Annotated in this window: 19 protein-coding genes; 15 read left to right on the top strand and 4 right to left on the bottom strand. The window is 33.8% G+C overall.

Features of this window, described 5'->3' with window-relative positions:
- Positions 1 to 150 precede the first annotated feature (150 nt).
- The 5 genes from rsmH to F6K23_RS19760 all read left to right on the top strand — a co-directional run bounded on the left by rsmH (position 151) and on the right by F6K23_RS19760 (position 4,841).
- Positions 151 to 1,002 (top strand): 16S rRNA (cytosine(1402)-N(4))-methyltransferase RsmH, encoded by an 852-nt coding sequence (gene rsmH / locus F6K23_RS19740; RefSeq protein WP_293158960.1) that lies wholly within the window; start codon positions 151 to 153, stop codon positions 1,000 to 1,002.
- Between the two features lie 304 nt (positions 1,003 to 1,306).
- Positions 1,307 to 2,962 carry a SpoIIE family protein phosphatase gene (locus tag F6K23_RS19745; protein WP_293159019.1) on the top strand — a complete coding sequence of 552 codons (1,656 nt, stop codon included), beginning with the start codon at positions 1,307 to 1,309 and terminating at the stop codon, positions 2,960 to 2,962.
- Between the two features lie 4 nt (positions 2,963 to 2,966).
- Positions 2,967 to 3,392, top strand: coding sequence for an anti-sigma regulatory factor (locus F6K23_RS19750; protein WP_293062526.1), 426 nt, complete (start codon positions 2,967 to 2,969; stop codon positions 3,390 to 3,392).
- 493 nt (positions 3,393 to 3,885) lie between these two features.
- Complete coding sequence (locus tag F6K23_RS19755; RefSeq protein WP_293158962.1) at positions 3,886 to 4,320, top strand: hypothetical protein; 435 nt, start codon at positions 3,886 to 3,888, stop codon at positions 4,318 to 4,320.
- Between the two features lie 371 nt (positions 4,321 to 4,691).
- Complete coding sequence (locus F6K23_RS19760; protein WP_293158964.1) at positions 4,692 to 4,841, top strand: hypothetical protein; 150 nt, start codon at positions 4,692 to 4,694, stop codon at positions 4,839 to 4,841.
- Positions 4,842 to 5,532: 691 nt separating this feature from the next.
- Here the strand turns inward: F6K23_RS19760 and F6K23_RS19765 are convergent.
- A complete protein-coding gene (locus tag F6K23_RS19765; protein WP_293158966.1) occupies positions 5,533 to 6,015 on the bottom strand; it encodes an orange carotenoid protein N-terminal domain-containing protein in 483 nt (160 codons plus the stop codon).
- A gap of 447 nt (positions 6,016 to 6,462) precedes the next feature.
- Here F6K23_RS19765 and queG point away from each other — a divergent pair, with 447 nt between their 5' ends.
- The 3 genes from queG (at position 6,463) to F6K23_RS19780 (ending at position 11,427) form a co-directional block, all read left to right on the top strand.
- Positions 6,463 to 7,386: a tRNA epoxyqueuosine(34) reductase QueG gene (gene queG, locus F6K23_RS19770; RefSeq protein WP_293158968.1), complete on the top strand. Its 924-nt coding sequence runs from the start codon at positions 6,463 to 6,465 to the stop codon at positions 7,384 to 7,386.
- A 110-nt stretch (positions 7,387 to 7,496) separates the two neighbouring features.
- The gene (locus tag F6K23_RS19775; RefSeq protein WP_293158970.1) at positions 7,497 to 8,126 is read left to right on the top strand and encodes an HAD-IA family hydrolase; all 630 of its coding nucleotides are present in this window, start codon (positions 7,497 to 7,499) and stop codon (positions 8,124 to 8,126) included.
- A 1,456-nt stretch (positions 8,127 to 9,582) separates the two neighbouring features.
- Entirely contained in the window at positions 9,583 to 11,427 is a 1,845-nt protein-coding gene (locus F6K23_RS19780) for an EAL domain-containing protein (protein ID WP_293158972.1), read from the top strand.
- Positions 11,428 to 11,452: 25 nt separating this feature from the next.
- Here F6K23_RS19780 and F6K23_RS19785 read toward each other — a convergent pair whose 3' ends face one another.
- On the bottom strand, positions 11,453 to 11,722 hold the full coding sequence (locus F6K23_RS19785) for a hypothetical protein (protein ID WP_293158974.1): 270 nt from the start codon (positions 11,720 to 11,722) through the stop codon (positions 11,453 to 11,455).
- A gap of 402 nt (positions 11,723 to 12,124) precedes the next feature.
- The gene (locus F6K23_RS19790; RefSeq protein WP_293158976.1) at positions 12,125 to 13,510 is read right to left on the bottom strand and encodes a hypothetical protein; all 1,386 of its coding nucleotides are present in this window, start codon (positions 13,508 to 13,510) and stop codon (positions 12,125 to 12,127) included.
- 1,038 nt (positions 13,511 to 14,548) lie between these two features.
- Here F6K23_RS19790 and F6K23_RS19795 point away from each other — a divergent pair.
- Together F6K23_RS19795 and F6K23_RS19800 are read left to right on the top strand one after the other, a co-directional pair.
- Positions 14,549 to 14,914, top strand: coding sequence for an ACP phosphodiesterase (locus F6K23_RS19795; protein ID WP_293158978.1), 366 nt, complete (start codon positions 14,549 to 14,551; stop codon positions 14,912 to 14,914).
- Between the two features lie 128 nt (positions 14,915 to 15,042).
- Positions 15,043 to 15,378 carry an acyl carrier protein phosphodiesterase gene (locus tag F6K23_RS19800; protein ID WP_293158980.1) on the top strand — a complete coding sequence of 112 codons (336 nt, stop codon included), beginning with the start codon at positions 15,043 to 15,045 and terminating at the stop codon, positions 15,376 to 15,378.
- Between the two features lie 1,186 nt (positions 15,379 to 16,564).
- On the opposite strand, the gene F6K23_RS19805 is transcribed toward F6K23_RS19800, so the two are convergent.
- The gene (locus F6K23_RS19805) at positions 16,565 to 17,569 is read right to left on the bottom strand and encodes a LysR family transcriptional regulator (RefSeq protein WP_293158982.1); all 1,005 of its coding nucleotides are present in this window, start codon (positions 17,567 to 17,569) and stop codon (positions 16,565 to 16,567) included.
- A gap of 633 nt (positions 17,570 to 18,202) precedes the next feature.
- Here F6K23_RS19805 and F6K23_RS19810 point away from each other — a divergent pair.
- The 5 genes from F6K23_RS19810 to F6K23_RS19830 all read left to right on the top strand — a co-directional run bounded on the left by F6K23_RS19810 (position 18,203) and on the right by F6K23_RS19830 (position 22,207).
- Positions 18,203 to 18,916 (top strand): NnrU family protein, encoded by a 714-nt coding sequence (locus F6K23_RS19810; RefSeq protein ID WP_293158984.1) that lies wholly within the window; start codon positions 18,203 to 18,205, stop codon positions 18,914 to 18,916.
- A gap of 47 nt (positions 18,917 to 18,963) precedes the next feature.
- On the top strand, positions 18,964 to 19,335 hold the full coding sequence (locus F6K23_RS19815) for a co-chaperone YbbN (RefSeq protein WP_293158986.1): 372 nt from the start codon (positions 18,964 to 18,966) through the stop codon (positions 19,333 to 19,335).
- Between the two features lie 161 nt (positions 19,336 to 19,496).
- Positions 19,497 to 19,850: a macro domain-containing protein gene (locus F6K23_RS19820; RefSeq protein WP_293158988.1), complete on the top strand. Its 354-nt coding sequence runs from the start codon at positions 19,497 to 19,499 to the stop codon at positions 19,848 to 19,850.
- 51 nt (positions 19,851 to 19,901) lie between these two features.
- On the top strand, positions 19,902 to 20,657 hold the full coding sequence (gene mddA, locus F6K23_RS19825; RefSeq protein WP_293158990.1) for a methanethiol S-methyltransferase: 756 nt from the start codon (positions 19,902 to 19,904) through the stop codon (positions 20,655 to 20,657).
- Positions 20,658 to 21,013: 356 nt separating this feature from the next.
- Positions 21,014 to 22,207 carry a class I SAM-dependent methyltransferase gene (locus tag F6K23_RS19830; RefSeq protein WP_293158992.1) on the top strand — a complete coding sequence of 398 codons (1,194 nt, stop codon included), beginning with the start codon at positions 21,014 to 21,016 and terminating at the stop codon, positions 22,205 to 22,207.
- The last annotated feature ends 18 nt before the right edge of the window (positions 22,208 to 22,225 follow it).

Below are 22,225 nucleotides of genomic sequence, written 5' to 3' on the forward strand. Positions count from 1 at the left end.
AGTTACTCGAACCAGAGATAATTCTACTTATCCTGAGACACTATATATACTAGATAAAAACTATAGTGCCACATTATAAGTAGTGTTTTAAATCAAAAATGCGTAATTTACAAACTAATTAGTCAATTCTTATTGTAAACTTCAGACTTGATGAACCATATACCTGTTCTCAGTGCCGAGTTAATCCAAGGTTTGGCAATATCTCCAAGAGGTCTTTACTTAGATGCAACAGTGGGATTTGGTGGCCATACTCAGTCAATTTTAGCTACGGCCCCAGATGTAAAAGTAGTAGCTATTGACCAAGATGAGCAAGCGATCGCCTATTGTCAAACTTTATTGGCCTCTGAAAACTCTAATATTCAATTTTGGCATGGAAATTTTGCTGAGTATGAGCCAAAAAATCTGGAATTTGATGGTATAATAGCTGATTTGGGTGTAAGCTCTGTGCAATTGGATACCCCAGAACGAGGGTTCAGTTTTCGGCATCAAGCTAAGTTAGATATGCGGATGAACCAGCAGCAATCTCTGACCGCAGCCGAAATAGTTAATTCTTGGGAAGAAGCCAAATTAGCAAATATTTTTTATACCTACGGGGAAGAGCGTTTGTCACGACGTATTGCCAGAAGAATAGTAGAACATCGCCCTTTTGAAACAACAACCGAGTTGGCAGAAGCGATCGCCCACTGTGTACCTCGCAAATACCGTTATGGTAGGATACACCCTGCCACTCGTGTTTTTCAAGCTTTAAGAATACAAGTAAATCAAGAACTTACTGCCCTAGAAACTTTTCTAGAGAATGCTCCTAACTGGCTCAAACCAGGAGGTAGAATCGGAATTATTAGTTTTCATAGTTTAGAGGATCGTTTGGTTAAACATAGTTTAAGAGGTTCATCTCTTTTGCAAGTATTGACAAAAAAGCCCATCCAAGCCCAAGATAATGAAATAACATTAAATCCACGGGCACGTTCTGCTAAACTTAGATTGGCAGAAAAAATTGGTTAATCTAAGTATAAAAATACATAAATAATTAGCAAAAAAAAACTGAATTATAATTAAATTTATTGTTGAATATTATTTAGTAAATGAGATATTTATTGGAATAATCTATATCTATAACTTAAGTATAAAATATACTCAAAATGAGTTTTTCTTGGAAGTTTATGGCCAGAGAAAAAATGAAACCCAAATTCATAAAATTTAACTCAAGGCTATTTATCCTAAATCATATACATCAATAAATTAGGAAGCTATCAAGGCCAACCGGAGAGTATAAAATTTGAAAAATTGTCTGGGAGTAAGGCATAGCATGAGTCGGGGAGAGGGGAAATTAAAACTGATGGTAGTCGATGACGAACCAGACAACCTAGATTTGTTGTACAGGACGTTTCGGCGAGACTTTAAAGTATATAAAGCAGATAGTGCCTTCAGTGCCATGAAAGTTTTGGAAGATGAAGGAGAAATGGCATTGATTATCTCTGACCAAAGAATGCCAGAAATGAATGGTACAGAGTTTTTAGGCAGAACATTAGAAAAATATCCAAATACAGTTAGGATTCTACTGACAGGCTATACAGATGTAGAAGACTTAGTAGAAGCAATTAACTCAGGAAAAGTATTCAAGTATATTACAAAACCTTGGAATCCTGAAGAATTGAAAGCTGTAGTACAACAAGCTTCAGAAACCTACGAAATTGTCACGCAACGCACCAATGCTCTAACTCGTGCTTTGCGACGAGAGTCTATGTTAAATGAAGTAATGAGTGCTATTAGAGAATCATTGGATTACTCTAGTATGTTATCGACAATCATTCAGACAGTGGGACAGACTTTTGAGGCAACAGAAGGCAAGTTATGGCCAGTAGAAGGCGATCGCTTAATGTCTGAATCTTTTTCTTATCAAAACCCTGAAATTACTCAAAACAACTTCCCTTTCACTCCAGAACAATTTTTGGAAGTAGTAATAAATCGTCAAACCCAATTAGAAGAAAGTTCAGATAAAAGCATTTATAAATTAATAATCCCCCTGATTTATCAACAAGACTTACTAGCAGTTTTAGCTCTTTATCAACAAGAAAGCAGTAAATTCTGGTCTTCAGAAGATATAGAATTGATAGAAAGTGTCCTGGAGCAAGGAGCATTAGCATTATCTCAGGCTAAACTCTATCAACGCACCAGAGAACTTGCAGAACAAATGCGTAATGACTTAGAGGTAGCTCGTCAGATACAGAGCAACTTATTACCTCAAAGTTGGCCAGAATTTGACAAATTAAGGATACAAGCTTGCTGCTATCCTGCCAGAGAAGTAGGAGGTGATTTCTTTGAAGTTTATACCCATTCTCAAGGTGACATCTGGTTGGCACTGGGAGATGTTTCTGGCAAGGGAGTACCCGCTGCTTTATTCATGGCAAGTGCTATGTCTGTAATGCGACGAGAACTTTCTCAAGAAAATCCCCCAGACCCTTACGAAATCATGCAAAATCTTAATATTGGTTTATGTGACCACCTGATTAGTAACAATTGCTTCATTACAATGGTTTTGGCTCGTTATACACCAGAAACAGGATTATTAGCTTATGCTAATGCTGGCCATATATATCCATTGGTCTGGTCTCAAACTGCGCTGCTAACTGCAGAAAATGATGAAGTGAAACCAAATTTCCTCAAGGAACGTGGTATTCCCCTGGGAATATTGCCAATATGGAAAGGAAAAGCAGGTACCATAGAGTTAAATCCAGGAGATGTGTTCCTACTGACCAGTGATGGTATCACTGAAGCTACAGTAGTTCAAGAGGCTACTGATAGTAGGGAACAAACTCGTGTAATGCTGCAACAAGAAGGTTTATGGCAACTTTTAAAACAGCATACAAGCCAAATAGACCTAAATGGCTTATTAGCTTATATCCGAGCTAATAATCAAGTTCAAGAAGATGACCAAACTATACTATCTCTGGAGGTTCTGTGAATTTATGAAAACTGAGCTTCAGGTGCCAAGCGACTTACGCTTTTTAACTATTGTCGAACACTGGTTATTGAGCAGTTTAGAAGTAGAGCTAGGAGAACATATTGATTGGCCTCGTCAATCCAACCGTTTACGCTTGGTGCTGGCAGAAGCTTACTCCAATGTGATTCGTCATGCTCATAAAGACCAACCTAACTTACCAGTATTAATACGCTTAGAAGCCAAAGACGGTGGTATTGCTTTGGAAATCTGGGACTATGGTCAAGGTTATAGTATAGGAGAGTATAACCCACCAACACCAGAAGCTAAACAAGAAAGTGGTTATGGATGGTTAATTATGAATAGATTGATGGATCGTGTAGATTATACATTGCAGATAGATGGTAGAAACTGCCTAAAATTACAAGCGAATATACCAGAAAAAGTACCATAAAGCACTTGCTTCATTATATTTAATTTTGACCTTGATTATAAATATTACCGATGGAAGTTAAGATTAACAACTTTGCCTGGACTAAATTTATCGGAATTACAAGCTAAATAATGCAACAAATATAGACCGAAGTTGTCAGGCTTTTTCTTTGATCAAGATTAATTTGTGGAGATAAGTCAAAGTACCTCTTAAAAATTAAATCTGTTATCAATATTTATTTACTTTGATTATTGTACATTTTTAAGTTTTTTTTCTCTTTTTTGATACGTTTATCCTTAAATCTGTTCCCTATTCTCTTTTCCCTGTTCCCTGAGTGTGGCAATATTTGATGAAATTGGTATTACACAACTGAAAAAATTTTGCGATAACTATTATATATTATGATCAACCTGATAAGTTTTGTTAAGTTTGGTTGCATCTAACTATACTCTACCGCAAGATAAAAATAAGGTTTATTTAGATACCATTAAAATATATATATTAGGTTTGTTATATGAATATGTTTTTTCCTTTAGCCCCTCGTTATCGCCTAGATGACGAATCTCCTTGGCTAGAAAGAATCGATCCTACTCGTAATTATTGGATTCATATCAATGGAGAAAAAGCACTAACGGCTGTAATTCCTGGTTTTACAGTGTCTTCTACAGATGAATTTAAACAAAATATATTTCAATTTCGCGACCTAGAACCAGGGGCACATATAAAAATTGAGAGAGCTTCCGAAACTTGTTATATTTACTGTATTAGTCAAAACTGCTATGCAGTTGAATGCTATTTTAATAAATCGCTAGTATGGCATCTATTTGACAAAGAAACTTTAGAAAGTTTATTAATGACAAGTCATCCAGACTGGAAGTGTGGTTCTAGTCATATAGAACTAGGACAACAAATGTTAGCTCGTTCATTGCAAGTATCCACTACAGCTTGAAATTAATCATCTAACATGAAATCTAGTGTGAGGACACAAATTTAACTAGCTCTGGACTAATAGCTTTCAGCTATCAGCTTGGGTTAAAATCCCCGAATTATAGGTTAGATGCCGGATAATTTAAAAAGGATTTCAACCCCTCTTAAATTGCATTTCTCTCGGTTTCAGCATAAATTTAAGCTGAATGCTTTTTAAGAACTTTTGTGGATAAGCTAACAGCTTTAAACTAAGAGCAATTATTCGCTCCTACTGACGGTTCAAAATAAATTTCCCAGCTACATTTACCTAAAATCAAGAAGTTTTGTTTGCCTGACTTAAACTTCTACGTCGTTTTCACCAAGCTCTAGGATCACTGCTGCTTGAGGATAAGTTTGTATATAGCAGAAGAAAGAAGGAAGAAGGAAGAAGGAAAAATATTCCTTTGTCTGGGTTTTAAGCTTTTGATATCTCCTAAACTTTACTTCGACTGCTATAACTTTAATCTTTTTCCTGAAGATAGGAAGCGATCGCACTCCTACTAATAATAGGATCTTGAAGATCATTCAGTGAGCCATTAGCAGTAAATAGACTTGCTGCAAACACAGAAGGAAGAAGGAAAAAGTTTGATTATTGATATTCCCAAGCTTGCAGCTATTTCATAAGTCAAATACAGTAATGGCGACTGCTGTACTTTCAAAATTATTGTTATTAAAAGTTTCAAAGTAGCGAGTAACTACTTGCTGTTCAATACCAATAATTGTTTGGCTCTGTACTGTCCAATATCAGACGGTTTCACAGTAAGTATTTCGTTATATCAAGTGTCATTAATTAATTAGACAAGGGTAAAAATTATCTTCTCAAATTATCTTGAGAATCTATCAAATTGCCCCCTGCTCCGGTGCCCCTAATCAATGTTATTTGTGGGTATTTAAAGAGACATGATATTATATCAAATCCGGTTAATTCAGTATAAAAAAATGTTCCATCTTCAGTCATTGCCAAATCTTTCTCAATTCTCTTCCCTCCGCGCCTCCGCGCCTCCTGACTCCTGAATCTTGACTCCTGACTCCTTATTTAATTACACCAATGCTACCGGGTTTGATATTATACCATACCATTTCTGATAGTAATGCTATATTTGATTACCATCTCCCTATTTCCTCATTACAAAGATATATAGCAAACTTTTTGAGATATGGTATTAGATTCGGTTTCGGGAATATTACTAAAAAATTAAGCTAAAGGATCGACACCCATATTCGCTACAACATTGCGTAATACAGTAATTTGTTGAGCAAAATTTAATACTTCTATAGAGGTCAATACTTGAGAGCCAGAAACCGAGAGCTGATGAAAAGTAGGCATTGGAACTATATCGCCTTCTTCAATAGACTCTGTTAGTTGATACCAGAAAGCTAGCTTAGTATTAGCACTTAGTATACCATAAGCACGAGAAATAGGGTTATTTTTGCTAGCAGCTAAGTCACGGATGATTCCTAATTGTTCTTCGTGAAACATATATTTAATCTCATTTAGCAGACCTTCAGCCAACTGTAGGCGTGCTGCACCGGGGGCTGTAGGTGTAACAGAGCGTCTAATTCTAATTTTGGTGTAGATGTACCATAGTAAGGCCAGTTGTTCATCAATACTAAGAGTATTGAACTGAGCTGTAGTTTCAATAACAGTTTTAGGGTTACTACAGATAAAAATTTTCATTGTAGATTCAGCAGTATATGTCATGTCTGCAACTTAGAGATGTATATTTATGTTAGCCAACCTAAAATAAAATGGCCTTGCAAATCTCTGCCTCCTTGCTTGGCATTATGTAACTTTTTGTTAATAGGTGCAAATAAAATTGACAAGTTGAAAAGTTTCAAAACAAAGTATAATTCAAAATTCATGGTGGTTGTATCCTAAATTATTATACAGTTTTGCCAATCTGTGTTACCAATTAATACCATGTCCGGATGATTAAGTATCATAAAAATGTTCTATAGAAGCGCTCTGGAAGAAATATCCAAAATTTATGCTTCGTTTCCAGTGTTCTAACTTTAATTTACACCTACTACCTAAGAAATTTATTATAACTAATGAAATAAACATGATGTAAGGTATTTAAAATATTATAAATTAATACAAATTTTACAAATCTAGCTAGTATCGATGAAATCTGCACTTAGCATTAGTCAAATCAAACAGAAAGCCTTAGAAGTAGGATTTCACAAGGTTGGTATAGCTTCAGTAAATGAGTTAGGTTCAGACACAGAAAGATTGCAGGCATGGTTGAACAAAGGTTATCAAGCAGACTTAAGATGGATGGCTAACCCCAAACGTCAAAATTTGAAGCTAGTGATGCCAGAGGTTGAATCTATTATTTGTGTTGCTCTCAACTATTACACGCTACATCAACATTCTGAAAATTCTGAAATAGGTAAAATTTCTCGCTATGGGTGGGGTAGGGATTATCATAAAGTCATGCACCAAAAGTTAAAAGCTCTGACTAACTGGTTGCAGGAGCAAGAAAAGGAAATTTTAACCAGGTATTATGCAGATACAGGTCCAGTGCCAGAAAAGCTATTGGCACAACAAGCAGGTTTGGGTTGGATAGCAAAAAATGGTAATCTAATTACTAGAGAATACGGTTCATGGGTATTTTTGGGGGAAGTGTTAACTAACCTAGAGTTGACAAGCGATCGCCCTCATACTCAACATTGTGGTAGTTGCACTCGTTGTCTGGAAGCTTGTCCGACTAATGCGATCGTAGAACCTTTTGTTGTTGATGCAAATCTTTGTATTGCTTATCACACAATAGAAAATAGAAATCCTGAACTACCTGAACATATTAAATCAAATTTAAAAGGGTGGGTCGCGGGTTGTGATATTTGTCAGGATGTTTGTCCTTGGAATGAACGATTTGCTCAAAAGACAAATATTGATGATTTTCAACCTTATCCTGGTAATGTAACTCCTAAGTTAACAGAACTAGCAGAGATATCTCAACAAGATTGGGATAAGCAGTTTCCAGCTTCCGCGCTACGACGTATTAAGCCAGAAATGCTGCGACGAAATGCTTGTGCTAATCTTTAATGAAGTCAAAGTCAAGGTTATCCACCGCCATAGATTAGGTTGATTGATTGACATTTTCGAGTAATAGTTAATGATAGAATCAGAAAGCAATTAGCAATTGTTATATAATAATGATAAAAATAGTTATTTTTGATTTTGATGGTACATTAGCAGATACTTTTGATCTGATTTTTGCAATTACAAATCATTTATCAGTTGAATTTGGATATAAACAAGCTAAGAAGGAAGAAATTCCAGAAATAGAAAAATTAAGCCCTCTACAAGTGATTAATCAGTCAGGAATATCTATTTTTAAAGTTCCTTTTTTATTGAGAAGAATTAGAGCAGAATTTCAAAAAGGAATTAACAATGTCAGTTTGTTTTCTGGCATTAAAGAAATTTTATTAGCACTGAAACAACAAGGTTATAAGCTGGGAATAATTACTTCTAATGCTCAGAAAAATGTAGAGTTTATCTTGCAAAAATATGATTTATTAATCTTTGATTTTATAATTTCAGCCCCAACACTTTTTGGCAAAGATAAGGTGATTAAAAAATATCTAAAAGTGGAGAATATTCAACCAGAAGAGATCGTTTATATCGGAGATGAGGTTAGAGATATTAGTGCTTCCAAAAAAGCTAAAGTTAAAGTAATAGCGGTGACTTGGGGATTTAATTCTAGAGAAGTATTATCCGATTATCAGCCAGATGCTTTAGTTGATCGACCGCAAGAATTAATGGAAGTAATTAATAACTTTTGAAGAAAGTAAAAAATGATGAATAGTGACAAACCTAAGCTTTATTCACTTCAAGATCTACTAGTCTTATACCAAATCTTACCTATTCTTGCTAAATCTTCTTGAGAGTAAAGTCTTGAGGAAGTATACCATTATTTTTGGGAATTGGCATTATATATAATAATTTATGGTGGAGGTAGGGAACAGAAAACTTCTCAAATTCTAAGTTTCAAAGAAATAGTATTCACGAATTGTATCATTTTCGGGGTTGCACATTATGGAATGATATTGCCAAAAATTAGTTTAGACTTTGGCTAAAAAAAACCTAATATTAATCATTCTAGCAATTGACTAATCCAAAATCCAATTCCATCAAAAATCTAAAATCATTTGTCACTGTGCAACACCTCATTTTCGGTTGAATACTTATAAATAAGTGAGCAGGGAGAATAGAAAGATTTGTTGTTGAAGGTAGAGGATGGGTTTTTTTCAGGCCGCGATTAAACGGACATGATATAACTTGACTTTTTCTGATAAAATTACTATTTGTATATACTACCCAATATCTTAACTAATTTAATCAAAGTAACCTTCAATAGTTTCCCTACGCGATCACATATCTTTGGATTAGTAATATCAAATAATTACAAAGGATCTAAATATTTATACTATAGCAGTAGTCAGGGCAGTTAGGACATAGACTAATGATGAATCTTAGACTAAGCAATGTTTTTCCTACTGTTCCCTATTCCCTGCTATAAATGACACCTTCTTGAAAACTAGGCAAAGCTAGATATTTGCTATCTGTGAGTGCAAATGATTTACTGTTCACCCGTTTCAATGTCTACTGGCACGCAGAGAGAGAGAGAGAGAGAGAAAGTTGATGTTCCAAGCATAAACTATGGGTGAGGATTCCCTCTACGACTTTCCTCCATTGAAAAAGTTGAGTTTATAGAGTATCATAATTATGAAGATAGGGAGATAGGGTGTAAAGCATATAGGATGTAGGGGAGATGGAGAGATGATTTAATCTTAATATCCTATAAAGAATTCTCGATCGCCTGGTTGTAATATTATATCAAATCAGTTGGCTTCTGAGTAATATAATTCTTGCCATCAGTATGGGCAAACGGCGGTTTACCCCCTACAATATTGACTTTTATTACTAAATGTTGAATTATGCCAATGTTACCGGATTTAATATTACTATTCTTTCAGAGCTTCATGTACTATACTTCGTTGTGCATAATTTAGATTAGTAGTATAATATAAATTTTATAAAATAATGCCATATTAAAGATAAAAAAGAAGGAAAAGTCAAAAGTAAATAAAGAAAAAAATGATATATATAGATAGTGTTTAGGATCTAATCATCTCCTATTAAGGAGAATTTTTCAATCTCCTTTTTGTCACATAATTTTTGATAATTAGTATAATGGTATATACAATCAAATTATCCAACTTATGCAGGTAAAATGCGATGGATATTACTCAAGATTCTGTTAAAAATCCCAAATCTCCCACAAAAATTTTAATTATAGAAGATGAACTTATTGTCGCGGAAAATATTGCTAGAAATCTTAAGAAATTAGGATATGAAGTAGTTGGAATTGTAGACTCTGGCGAAGAAGCTATTCAAACTGCAACAAAAAAACATCCTAATTTAGTACTAATGGATATCATGCTTCAAGGAGATATGGATGGCATTGAAGCTGCTGGGTATATTCGCTCCCAATTAAAAATACCTGTTGTTTATATGACTGCTTATGCAGATGATAATACATTAGGGCGGGCAAAGTTAACCGAACCTTATGGATATCTAGTGAAGCCGTTTAAACCTCAATCATTAAAAACTACAATTGAGATTGCCCTTCAGAAATATCAAGGCGAACAAGATGTAGAGTCGCGGTACGTTCAGCAAATTGAAACGGTAAAATATCAACTTAATAAGTTAACTAATCAAGAAAATCCAAGTATTTTAAGTAATCGGCTTTTATTATCAGATAAATTCGATCAAATTATTAGTAATATCGCAAATTTAAAAACACAATATTCTGTAAAAGAAAAAGATTTTATACTAACTATTCCTGTGATTTATTTAGGCATAAATCGCTTTAAGCGCATTGATGACTTAGGATATGATTGGAGTGATTTATTGGTGACAAATATAGGTAAAAGAATCAATAAATTTATTGGTAAAAATAGCGTTATAACTCGGTTAAATACAGATGAATTAGTGATTATCCTAGAATCACTTCATCAGAAGATAGAAATTACAGGTATAATTCAAAATATTCTACAGCAATTTGTCGAACCTTATGTGTTAAAACAGCAAAAGTTTTTGATTAGTGCTAATGCTGGAATTGCTCTTTATCCTATTGATGGAAGACAACTGGGGCAATTACTTTTAAAAGCCAGAAAAACCATGGAGTATGCCAGAAGAAAGGGCAATAATCAATATTATTTTGATAATGAAGTAGGTAAAGATCAAAACAGCAATACTTTGCAGTTAGAAAATGATTTACATTCGGCACTATCAAGTAAACAATTTAAGATTTACTATCAACCAATAGTTAATTTAAAAACAGGCAAAATTGTAGGTGCAGAAGCTCTACTGCGCTGGCAAAAATCTGATGGTTCTATAATATTACCAGGACAATTTTTACCCCTAGCAGAAGAAACAGGATTAATTGAACCAATAGGTGAATTTGTGTTGAAGACTGCTTGTGAAAATGTTAAAGCTTTGCAGGATATTGGGTTAGGAAAAATACGGGTAGGGGTCAATATATCTGCTCGCCAGTTAAATCAATTAGATTTACGTCAAAAGTTAGTTAAAGTTCTCTTAAATAGCGGTCTAGCTCCTAATTACGTCGAGTTAGATTTTAATGAAAGTATTTTGATTACAAATGAAACAAAGGCTATACGCAGTTTACATGGTTTAAAAAGTTTAGGTATTCAAATTTCTATAGATGATTTCGGTACGGGTTATTCTTCCTTAACTTATCTGCAAAAATTCCCCATTGATGCTATAAAAATCAATCAAAATTTTATTAGTAAAATTGATAGTAATCCTCCTAACCAAATTATCGTATCAGCAATTATTTCGATGGCTCACAAATTAAAGATGCGAGTTATTGCTGAAGGAGTTGAAACTGAAGAAGAATTGGCTTTTTTAGTTAAAAATCAGTGCGATGAACTTCAAGGTCATGTATTTCATCGTCCTTTACCTTTGGTCGAATTTGCATCCTTAGCAGAGTCTTTAGCTAGTTGTCCTGAAATGATTAATGATTGGATACAGGGAAAAGGAAAAAGAAAAGGAAAATGAAATAATGTATCTATTAATTATTAGTTTAGTTATTAGTTTGATATTCTGAAATAGGGATTATCTCCCAGTTATGTGCTTCTAGAATAGGTGCAATATCTATAACTGCTCGTTGCCGTAGAGCAATAACTTGTTTAATCTTACAAAGTCCTTCTAACTGAATTTTATCCATAGAAGTAGCTCTAGTAATAGTTTCATTATTTTTGCAATATAAATATCCAGTAGCTTGATTACTAATACCTCGAAGTTTAAGATGGTATAGTTGTACATCTTGATAAAGAAAGTGATTTGGAGTCACAATAATTTGCATCTTGTTCATTAACTATAGAAGTTATACTCTAGTTATTCTAGAAAATTTCAAATAAATAAACAGGGGTAGAATTTGATATTTTTTTACCGAATAATTAAGGTTGAAAACCTTTTCATATCAAATCTGGTTAAACAGTTATAAATTAGTTAAGTCTTTAGGAGTCAGGGGGAGAGAGAATCACGAAGATTTATTAGTTATGACGATTCGAGAATTTTTTTATATCCAATCAAACGTATTTGATATCATTGAAGAAGAAATAAAGAAAAAAATACTTTTCACCAATGCTATTATTTTCAGTAGAGGTAATTATTAATTATTAATTGTTGAAGATTCACTTAAACTGGCTACATCTTCTATCAAGTTAGTTATTTTTTTGTCAACTCAATCTAACTAAATATCAAATTTTTTTTTATTTAAAGTAGAACGAATTTGTTGTATCAATTTTTCTTTATCTTTTTTGTTATTCAATATTTGCATTTGCAATTCAGAAATATCTGTATTTTTTTCCTCAAACTTTTCTTGATAGTTATTGACTATATTTTTATCTTGATACGGATTTTCTTGAGAAATATCAGTAATTTTGCTACCTTGTGTAACACCAGAGGAATTTACTGCTGCTCGATCCAAGTTTGGTTGTTGAATTAATTTTTCTAACTCATCTAATGTTATCTCAGAACGTTGATTATTTTCTACTAGAGACTGAGCGGTTTGCTTACCAGTTTCAGCTAAATTGTTAAGTTCAGAAATTTTCATCATTAAGTTATTAGCTACTAAATTCATTTGACGACCTGCTTGTGAAGTTTCATTCACCAATTTTCCAATCTCGTTAGTAATATGACTAAAACCGCTAAGTTGAGAATTTGAATGACCCGCAACAATAGCAGCTTGTATTGCCAAATGTTTTGCTTGCTTACTAACTGTTTCAATTTGATGGGATGCAGAGTTAATTAGTTTGAGTTCATTGGTGAACAAGTGACCAATATTGACAATTTTATCCATATTTTTGTTAATTTTTTGTACTCCTTCAAATGTGGCATAAAATGCTTTTTTTCCTTCCTGAGAAATAAAACCAGTAATTTCCTTTAGTCTGTGGTTAAGGTTATGAATTTGTTGTGATTGACTAATTAAGCCATTTTGCTGTATTTCTAATAACTTGTGTCTAGCTAAAATTTCTTGTTTTTGCGTTTGTAATGCTGTCGTATGTTGTTGGAGTTTTTGCTGTTTATGTTTGAGCTGCATCAAATAATTTTTAGCAGAACTTTTGTAGCGAGATAACTCATTATTGACTTCTCTAAGCAGATGGGATTGAGCCAGAATTAAAGTTTTAAAATTCAATAAAAAATAAATAGAAAAATTAGGATTTTTTTTGTTGACGAATTGAATTACAAGCGGTTCATATACAGTTTCTTCAGAACGATTTAGTGCTATTTGTACAGCTAAATTAATTTTTTCTTCAGAAAGTAATACCAAACAGTTATCTAAATATTTAGTTGGAGTAGCTTTTAAAAAATATTGAATAGGACGTTTGATAAATAGTTCTCTTCCATAACGATAATTCATTTGTTCATGAAAGTAGCGTCGAGAAATCATGCCAAAAAACTTTTCATCGGAAGCAATTATAACTCCAGGTAAGTCAGGTTGTTCATTAAACTGATATTCAACTAATTCTAGGGAAGTCATCGGACTTACTTGAAAATCAGTCAGTGGTAATTCTCTGAGGATAGATTCAGAATTTAACTTCGGTAGATTAATAATAGATTCTAGGGTGTTTGCCATGCTACAAAATCCACTTAATTTATGAAAAAGCTTCGGAAAAATCTAGGGTAGTTTAATCATCATAATTTTGATTTATTGTATAAGCTGTTAGCTAATAACGTCAATCGTCATTTCTAACTCATTTCAATAGATATTGATTTTTGTATAAATTATCCTGAGCAGTTTAACTTTGCTTTTACATAGATATGATGGGAAGTATATCAAAATTTAATCATAAAATCTAGGCAATAGACTTCTCCAAAAATAAAAAATAAAAGCAATTCTTATTTATAAATTGTCAATTATTTATTCCTGTTCTCTATTCCCTGTTTCTTCGTTTATAGAGATTTATAATATTGATATTTATACACTCTTGATGTGCAGGATTTGTAAAAAAAAAATAGATAATAAAGTCTGAAATTCCTATTACTGTGATCTCTTCTTAAATTCCAATAGAGATTTTATATAAAATCAAAATATATAACAGTTGAAGGAAAGGTTATATGAAAGATAAAAAAGAATGCTACAAATAATTTAGCTGGTTAAAAAACTTTGAAATATCGATTTGACTAAAAACAGAGTTTTACTCTAATAAATGATATGTAGGCTATTCCTACTTAGGACTGAGGACTGAGGACTGGAAACAACCGTGCGTATTTGTAGCAAAAATTTTAGTATTTTATCCCACATTCCGCACCACAAAATGCAGTATAGAATCAGGAGTCAGGAGACAGCTATACTGGAGACAGAATTTTAGAAGAAAATTATAGCTGCCGTGATTGAGTCATCATCAGAGCAAGTATTTATGCGTAAATTATTTACTAGGAATTTGATGAACGAAAAAAGTATTGAGATGATTTGCATAGTATAAATACCTACCAAGCTACAGATTCATATACTACTTTTAATGATACGCTCTTGAAGTGCGGAATGTGGGTTTTATATTAGGACATATCAAAAGCTTAAAACTTAGACAACGCCAGATTTTTTCTTCTTCCTTCTTCCTTCTTCTTTCTTCCTTCTTCCTTCTGCTATAACTGCTATGTACTGTACTTAAAAATGATCGAACTATCTACTTATGAACTATCTAGCTCATTTATTTTTAGCGAAAAATACTCCCGAATCACAGGAAATTTATTAGGTGATTTTGTCAAAGGGTATCTAGAACAATATGAAACTATTTATAGCCATGAAATTATTCAAGGAATCAAAACTCATCGTCAAGTTGATTGCTTTACTGATACTCATACAATATATTTGAGAAGTAAAAATCGTATTAGTAATAATCATAGACTTTTAGCAGGAATAATTATTGATATTTGTTATGACCATTTTTTAGCCAATCACTGGAACTTATTTGCCTATGAAAACTTAGATGTATTTGTGCAAAAAATATATATTATTTGGGTGCATCTCAATGCGTGAATAAAGCCAAAACTTTATCGCTTTTAGGCAACAGCTCATCTGGCAACAGGCAACAGGTAACAGGCAACAGGCAACAGGCAACAGGCAACAGGGAATATATAGGAAAATAGTATTTTTGCAAATATGAGATGCACCCTATTATTTTGCAAAAAAATCAGGAAATTTTACCTGATAAATTACAAAAAATATTACCGAAAATCATCTCTGAAAATAGGCTTAGTTCCTACAAAAATTTATCAGGGATTAACTTAAGTTTTGTTCCTTTATCTAAACGTTTGAAGAGAGAAAATAATCTTGCTACTGCTGGAAATGAACTGATTAAAAATTATACTGAAATTGAGTCAGATTTTTTGACTTTTTTTCCAGAAGTTATTAATTATGTCAAAAATAGGAATGCCAGAAATTTTACCTATATTTATTTTCATGTAAGCATTCAGCTATTAGCTGTCAGCTTTCAGCAATGATATCCCAACCTTCAAGAAGGGGTTGAAATTAATATAGACTTTAAAGTCAGCTTTTGTAGTCAGATTTAATTCTGACTTAATTAATAAAGCTTTGATCTAAAACTAAAAAATAGCTGATAGCTAATAGCTGACAGCTGTTTGCGCAGCATTCCGCAGGAAATGCTTACATTTTCATTGTCTATTCCGCAAATGTCGAGGGTGAAATTCGGATTTTGCAATTAAACAGATTTGATATAATACCAATTCCGATCTTAGAGCTGATTTGTAAACTGAGCTGAAGTCCCTTTCTAGCATGGGTTTTTCAAAAGTTATGCCCTTAGGCCTTAGATAGTTTCAAACCCTTACAATGTGAAGTATTTATCAAAATAATATGGGTCTAAAACCCCGCCTTTTAAGGCGATCAGGTTTTTGGAGAGTCGCTCAAATCCCCGTTACAAAAATAACTTCTGTAGGGGCGAATGGCCATATAGCCTGACGGCATGAGCTTCGCAATTGCGCCCCTACTGACTTCTAATGACTTTGTTAACCTCTTAATATTTACTTTATAAATCAGCTCTAAGAATGTGACAAAATTGTTATTCTAGCGAACATCAAATATACTCAAGCAAATTAATCTTTATTGCGAGCAAAATTTGCTGATTCCTCTTCTATATTTATTGAGTTTTTTATTTGAAAAACTTGGTTAATTTATATTCATTATTAAAGGAAGAAACAGAGCAAAATTATAAATCTATGAGTATAAACTGAAATTGTTATCTATATTTTTAACCCTGGGTTTAAGATACCCACTATTCAGTTATCAGTTAATTTTTTGTAACTCCAGTTGATAGGAAAAATTGAACTGGAACTCAACTAATACCCATTGAGATTCTATATTCCCTCAGACAGTTTTCTCATCTCTGGTGTTCCCTTAACCGCCCATTGAGAGATACAGTTTAAATGCCGAAACACTTATACCAGTTTGAGAAATATTTGCTACAAATTAGGTAGGCTATTTCTTAGGAGTCAGGAAGACCGAGTCAGAATAAATAGCTTCGATATCATTTTTTAGGTCGGAACTTATCTTTTTAGCCAAAGGGACATCTCCTGCACCTATCTTTTAATCACCAAAATTATTCATAATATTCTTTTTTGAAAATGTTATTACTGATAATTGATTCAAAAATTCTCCATTAATATTTGATCTTCAAGTTTCACTAACATTATTTGTTACTATCTCTATAGGCTGTATTTCTTTAGATAAAGGTTTAATCTTATCTGGATTAAAATTGAGACTAGAAAACAAAGGTAAAATTTCCTTACTAAAAGCCTCGGCAGCTTTAGAGCGGTAACGATTAGGATTATAAATAACCGATAATATTCTATTGACAACTATCTGATCTATTTTAGCCGTAGTCAAAACCCCAATTTGTAAATCCTTCTCAATAGCTGAAACAGAAACAAAAGCTACCCCCAAACCAGATTGAACAGCATTTTTAATTGCCTCAATTGAATTTAATTCCATCTCCACTTTCAGACGGCGAGTATCAATACCACTACGGGATAATACCTGGTCAATAACCTTGCGAATAGTAGATTGAGAGTCTAGAGTAATAAAATTTAGGTGATACAAATCATCCTTTTGAATAGTCTCCTTTTCTGCCAAAGAATGAGAAACAGGCAAAATTAAAGCCAACTCATCCTCAGCATAAGGTATAACCTCCAAAGACTCTTGTAACTCTGGAGGAACTTCACCCCCAACAATAGCTAAATCTATTTGTCCATTAGCCACACTCCAAGCAGTACGACGAGTAGAATGAACATGTAACTGCACAGCCACATCAGGATATTTTTGCCTAAACATCCCAATCATTCGGGGTAGTAAATAAGTACCAGTAGTTTGAGAAGCACCAACAATTAAAGTACCACCCTGAAGGTTTTGTAAGTCCTCAATAGCTCGGCAAGTCTCTTGACACAAAGATAATATCTTCTCACCATAAGTAAGCAGTAAATGACCAGCTTCAGTTAATTGTGCCCGGCGGCCACCCCGGTCGAATAAAGGTACATTCAACTGTCGCTCTAAATTTTGTACCTGTAAACTAACCGCTGGTTGAGAAACAAACAAACTATCGGCAGCTCGTTTAAAACTACCTTCAGCAGCGATCGCCTTGAGAATGCGTAATTGGTCTAGGGTGAAAGGAAGCTCAGACATATTGTTAAAGGAAAAAGAAATTGAGGAAGTTAACGCCCAAAGAGTTAGCAAATGGGCAAATTGCTTAATGGTATTTGATTTGACTCGGTAGGTCTTTCCAGAGCAAGTAGAGAATGGGAAAGTTTTAACAAGTTTGAATTTACAGTGTTTTTCTGTCTTAAATTGGTTTGCATTTAAGTTACTTAATTTTATTAAATCAGGAAGAAATTACAATTATCAAACAGGATTGGGTCACACAACCCCGCCTTTTAAGGCGAAATATTTTTGTAGGGGAGCTTAAACCCCCGTTACAAAAATAACTTCTGTACGGGCGAATGGCCATTCGCCCCTACTGACTTCTGACTTTGTTAACTCCATGTCCCATATCTTCAATCTTGTTAGTTAATCAAGCTCTGATTGTCCTGTTTAGATTAAACTGAATCAGGGACAAAAGTCCTTAAAACAGAGGTTGAGAGTAGAAGATTGAGATTTCCAAATTCCTCAGCTAGGGAATCAATAATTTATTGGGAAAATCAAACTCTACACTCACCGCATTTCCTTCCCTGTTCCAGGGATTGGCATTACGTCCCTTCAGCATACTGCTGGACGATTACTCCAAAAGTTAACTTTTATTATCAATTTCCCATAGTGCCCATGTCTCATGATTGGTTAACCCCTAGCCATTTAATTATCTTGGGGTTACTACTAAGTTTTGCGATCGCTCATAGTGGTTTGGCAGCCCTCCGACCATGGGCCGAAACCAAAATTGGTCCTAGACCCTATCGCATCTTATTTGCTCTGGTCAGTCTACCACTAGCAGTAATTCTGATTATTTACTTTTTCAACCACCGTTACGATGGGTTGCAGTTATGGCAACTGCAAGGTGTCCCAATAGTTAAGCCTATAGTCTGGATACTATCAGCAATTTCATTTATCTTTCTCTATCCCTCTACATTCAATCTTTTAGAAATTGCTGCAATTCAAAAACCCCAAGTCCATCTCTATGAAACAGGGATCATTCGGATTACCCGCCATCCCCAAATGGTCGGCCAAGTAATTTGGTGTATTGCCCATACTCTTTGGTTAGGGACAAGTTTTACCCTAGTGACCTCTTTTGGCCTCATACTCCATCATTTGTTTGGTGTATGGCATGGGGATCGACGACTTCAAAAGCATTTTGGTGAATCTTTTGAAAAGTTAAAGTTTCGCACATCGGTTATACCTTTTGTCGCTATTATCCAAGGACGTCAAACTCTACATTTACAGGAGTTTCTCCGATGGGCCTATGTGGGAGTAGCTATTTTTATTTTCTTACTTTGGCAAGCTCATCCACTACTAATCCGTGCAACTGGGAGCGTAGACTGGTAGCATGATCCCAGGATATAAAAAATTTAATTAACTCACATCGAGAAGCCATGCTTTTGTCAATTAACGAAAAAACTTTTAAAAAAGAGGTGTTAGATGCCTCTAACCCGGTTTTAGTAAATTTTTGGGCACCGTGGTGTGGCCTATGTAAAATGATTGTCCCCCAATTAATTCAATTTCAGTCTGAATGGAATGGCCACTTAAAGTTGGTGGAGGTCAATGCTGACGAAAGTTTAAAGCTTGCTAGTACATATCAACTCAGAACCTTACCTACCCTGATCCTGTTTGAAAATGGCCAAATAGTGAATCGAGTGGATCATTTTCAGGCACGGGAAGATTTTTTACGCACATTAGATGCTTTTATGACCAGTTACCAAAAAACTTGTCTAACTCGACTTTTGGAACCTCAGTTAATGGGATGAAGAAGGTGTTAGGTAATTAATAATTAATAATTAATAATTAATAATTAATAATTAATAATTGCTTGCACCAGTTTCTTATACCTAGCATTTTTGGAGTTTAGGGAAGATCAAACGCTAATTGTACTATTGCTGAGTCTTAAATAAAGAGGTTAAAACTAGAATTGAAGGGAATAATAATAATAATTTCCTTTGGAGCTAGTTTTAGCCTCTTTCAGTTTTTACAGCCAGTTGCAGCTAGATGGCGAGCTGGAGTTTTCGGAGAGAAGAATACACTGATGAGATGTTATGAAAATAGTTTAGCTTTAGCAGAAAAATATGCTATAAAAACAATTGCTTTTCCTGCTATTGCTACTGGTGGTTTATTTTTTCCGGTGGAAGTAGCAGCAAGAATAGCTATAACTGAAGTTATGCAATTTTTATTGGAAAGTAAATCTATTGAAAAGGTTGTTCTTGTTTGTTTTCAGACTAAAGTATATGAAAAATACTTAGAAGTTTTTCGTGAAATACTAGAGTAAAAAATAATTTCATTTATTTCTATAAAGTAATGGAGATTTTATCAGAGAAATATGAGTAGAATACTAGCATTTATCTATGGTGTAGTTTGTTATTTAATATCAATGATAACTATTCTGTACAGCATTGGTTTTGTCGGCAACTTAATAGTACCAAAAACACTAGATTCCGATTTTGATGGTTCTCTGATTAACGGGATATTAATTGATATTTTATTACTCGGTTTGTTTGCTATTCAACATAGTCTTATGGCACGTCAAAGTTTCAAGAAATGGTGGACGAAAATTATTCCACATCCGATTGAACGTAGCACTTATGTTTTAATGGCAAGTCTGGCATTATTACTGTTATTTTGGCAATGGCATTCTCTTGGTGGAATTATTTGGAATATACAAAGTCCGATTGCTTCTAATATTATTTATGGCATTTTTGCTTTGGGGTGGTTAATTGTTTTCCTCAGCACTTTTATGATTAACCATTTTGATTTATTTGGGTTGCGACAAGTATATTTATATTTGCGCAGTCAGGAATATGAATATTTAGGATTTAGAACTCCAGGATTTTACAAATATGTTCGTCATCCGATTATGTTGGGTTTTGTTATTGTTTTTTGGGCAGCTCCAACTATGACATTTTCTCATTTGATTTTTGCCTTGGGTACAACAATTTATATGTTAGTGGGAATTAAATTAGAAGAAGTAGATATGATTTCTATTTATGGAGATTTATATCAGGAATATCGGCAGCAAGTTTCTATGTTAATTCCTATCCCCAGGATAAAATTAACCCAGGAGAAGGTTCAGGAATAATTTTGAAGAAGCAAGAAGGAAGAAGGAAGAAGGAAGAAGGGAAAGATGATACAGCGTATTTCATATTAGTAAGGTACATCAAGGGTATTTTATATTAGTAAGGTACATTAGTCTTATAAGGTATGGAACCATTAGAGTAGCTCTTGAGGTTACGGAACTGGCAAAAAAAAATCCTTACAGCGGTTTTCATTTCAGTAGACCACAGTAGAGATGTTCCATTGAACGTCTCTACAGGGTTTTGATTGTGACGATGTGGTTCATCAATATGAAAAGCGCTGTAACTGAATTGTATTTTACTATAAACTTATCTTTCTTCTTCCTTCTTCCTTCTTCCTTCTTCCTTCTTACTTAAATTTATGAATCAACCACAATTAACTATCAACAACAGTAACGAAAATTTGTGTAAAATTATCCATCAAAGCATTTCTGAATCTCCAAAAAAACGGATTACTTTTGCTGAATATATGGATTTAGTTTTGTACCATTCACAATATGGTTATTATGCAAGTCATCCTGTGAATATTGGCAAACAAGGAGATTTTTTAACATCTTCTCATTGGAGTGCAGATTTTGGAGAATTATTGGCAGAACAATTTGTGCAAATGTGGGATATTCTCCATCGACCCCATAATTTTACTCTGGTAGAAATGGGTGCTGGTCAGGGAATTTTAGCAGAACAAATTTTAGGATATTTAAAGCAAAAGTATTTAGATTTTTTCCAAACAATAGAATATCTGATTATCGAAAAGTCAGAAGTTTTAAAAGAGGAACAAAAACAAAGGTTACACTCATATAAAGTCAGGTGGTGCGATTGGGATGAAATTTCTCATAGTTCAATTACGGGGTGTTTATTTTCTAATGAATTAGTGGATGCTTTTCCAGTGCATAAAATTATCATAGAAAATCAGGAATTTCGAGAAGTTTATGTAAGCTCTGACTCAGATGGAAAGTTTATAGAAATAAGTGGTGAAACTTCCACTCCTAGAATTGTTGAATATTTTAATTTAGTGGGTATAGATTTACTTGCATTTCCAGATGCGGAAGGTTATCAAACTGAGGTGAATTTACAAGCTTTAGATTGGATAAATACTGTTGCCTCTAAACTACAAAAGGGATATTTGTTAACAATTGATTATGGTTATCAAGCACCACGTTATTATAATCCCACTCGCAGACAAGGAACTCTACAATGTTATTATCAACATCATCGAAATAATGACTTATATTGGAATATTGGGCGACAAGATATTACAGCTCATGTGGATTTTACTGCTTTGGAAAAACAGGGAATTTTGTCAGGATTGGAAAATCTAGGCTTTACTCAACAGGCTTTATTTTTAATGGCGTTAGGTTTAGGAGATAGATTAAATGAATTATCAAATAATCAAGGATTTTCTATTGAGGAAGTTTTCCGACGTAGGGAAGTATTACATTCATTAATAGACCCAATGGGGTTGGGAAATTTTGGAGTTTTAGTACAGAGTAAAGGTTTGAGTGAGGAAGAAAAAAAGGAGATTTTGAAAGGTTTAAGTATGCCTGCGATGGGATAGGTTTAAGGTAAGTATTTA

The sequence above is a fragment of the Okeania sp. SIO2C9 genome (assembly GCF_010672455.1).
In the GTDB taxonomy this organism is placed as follows: Bacteria; Cyanobacteriota; Cyanobacteriia; order Cyanobacteriales; family Microcoleaceae; genus Okeania.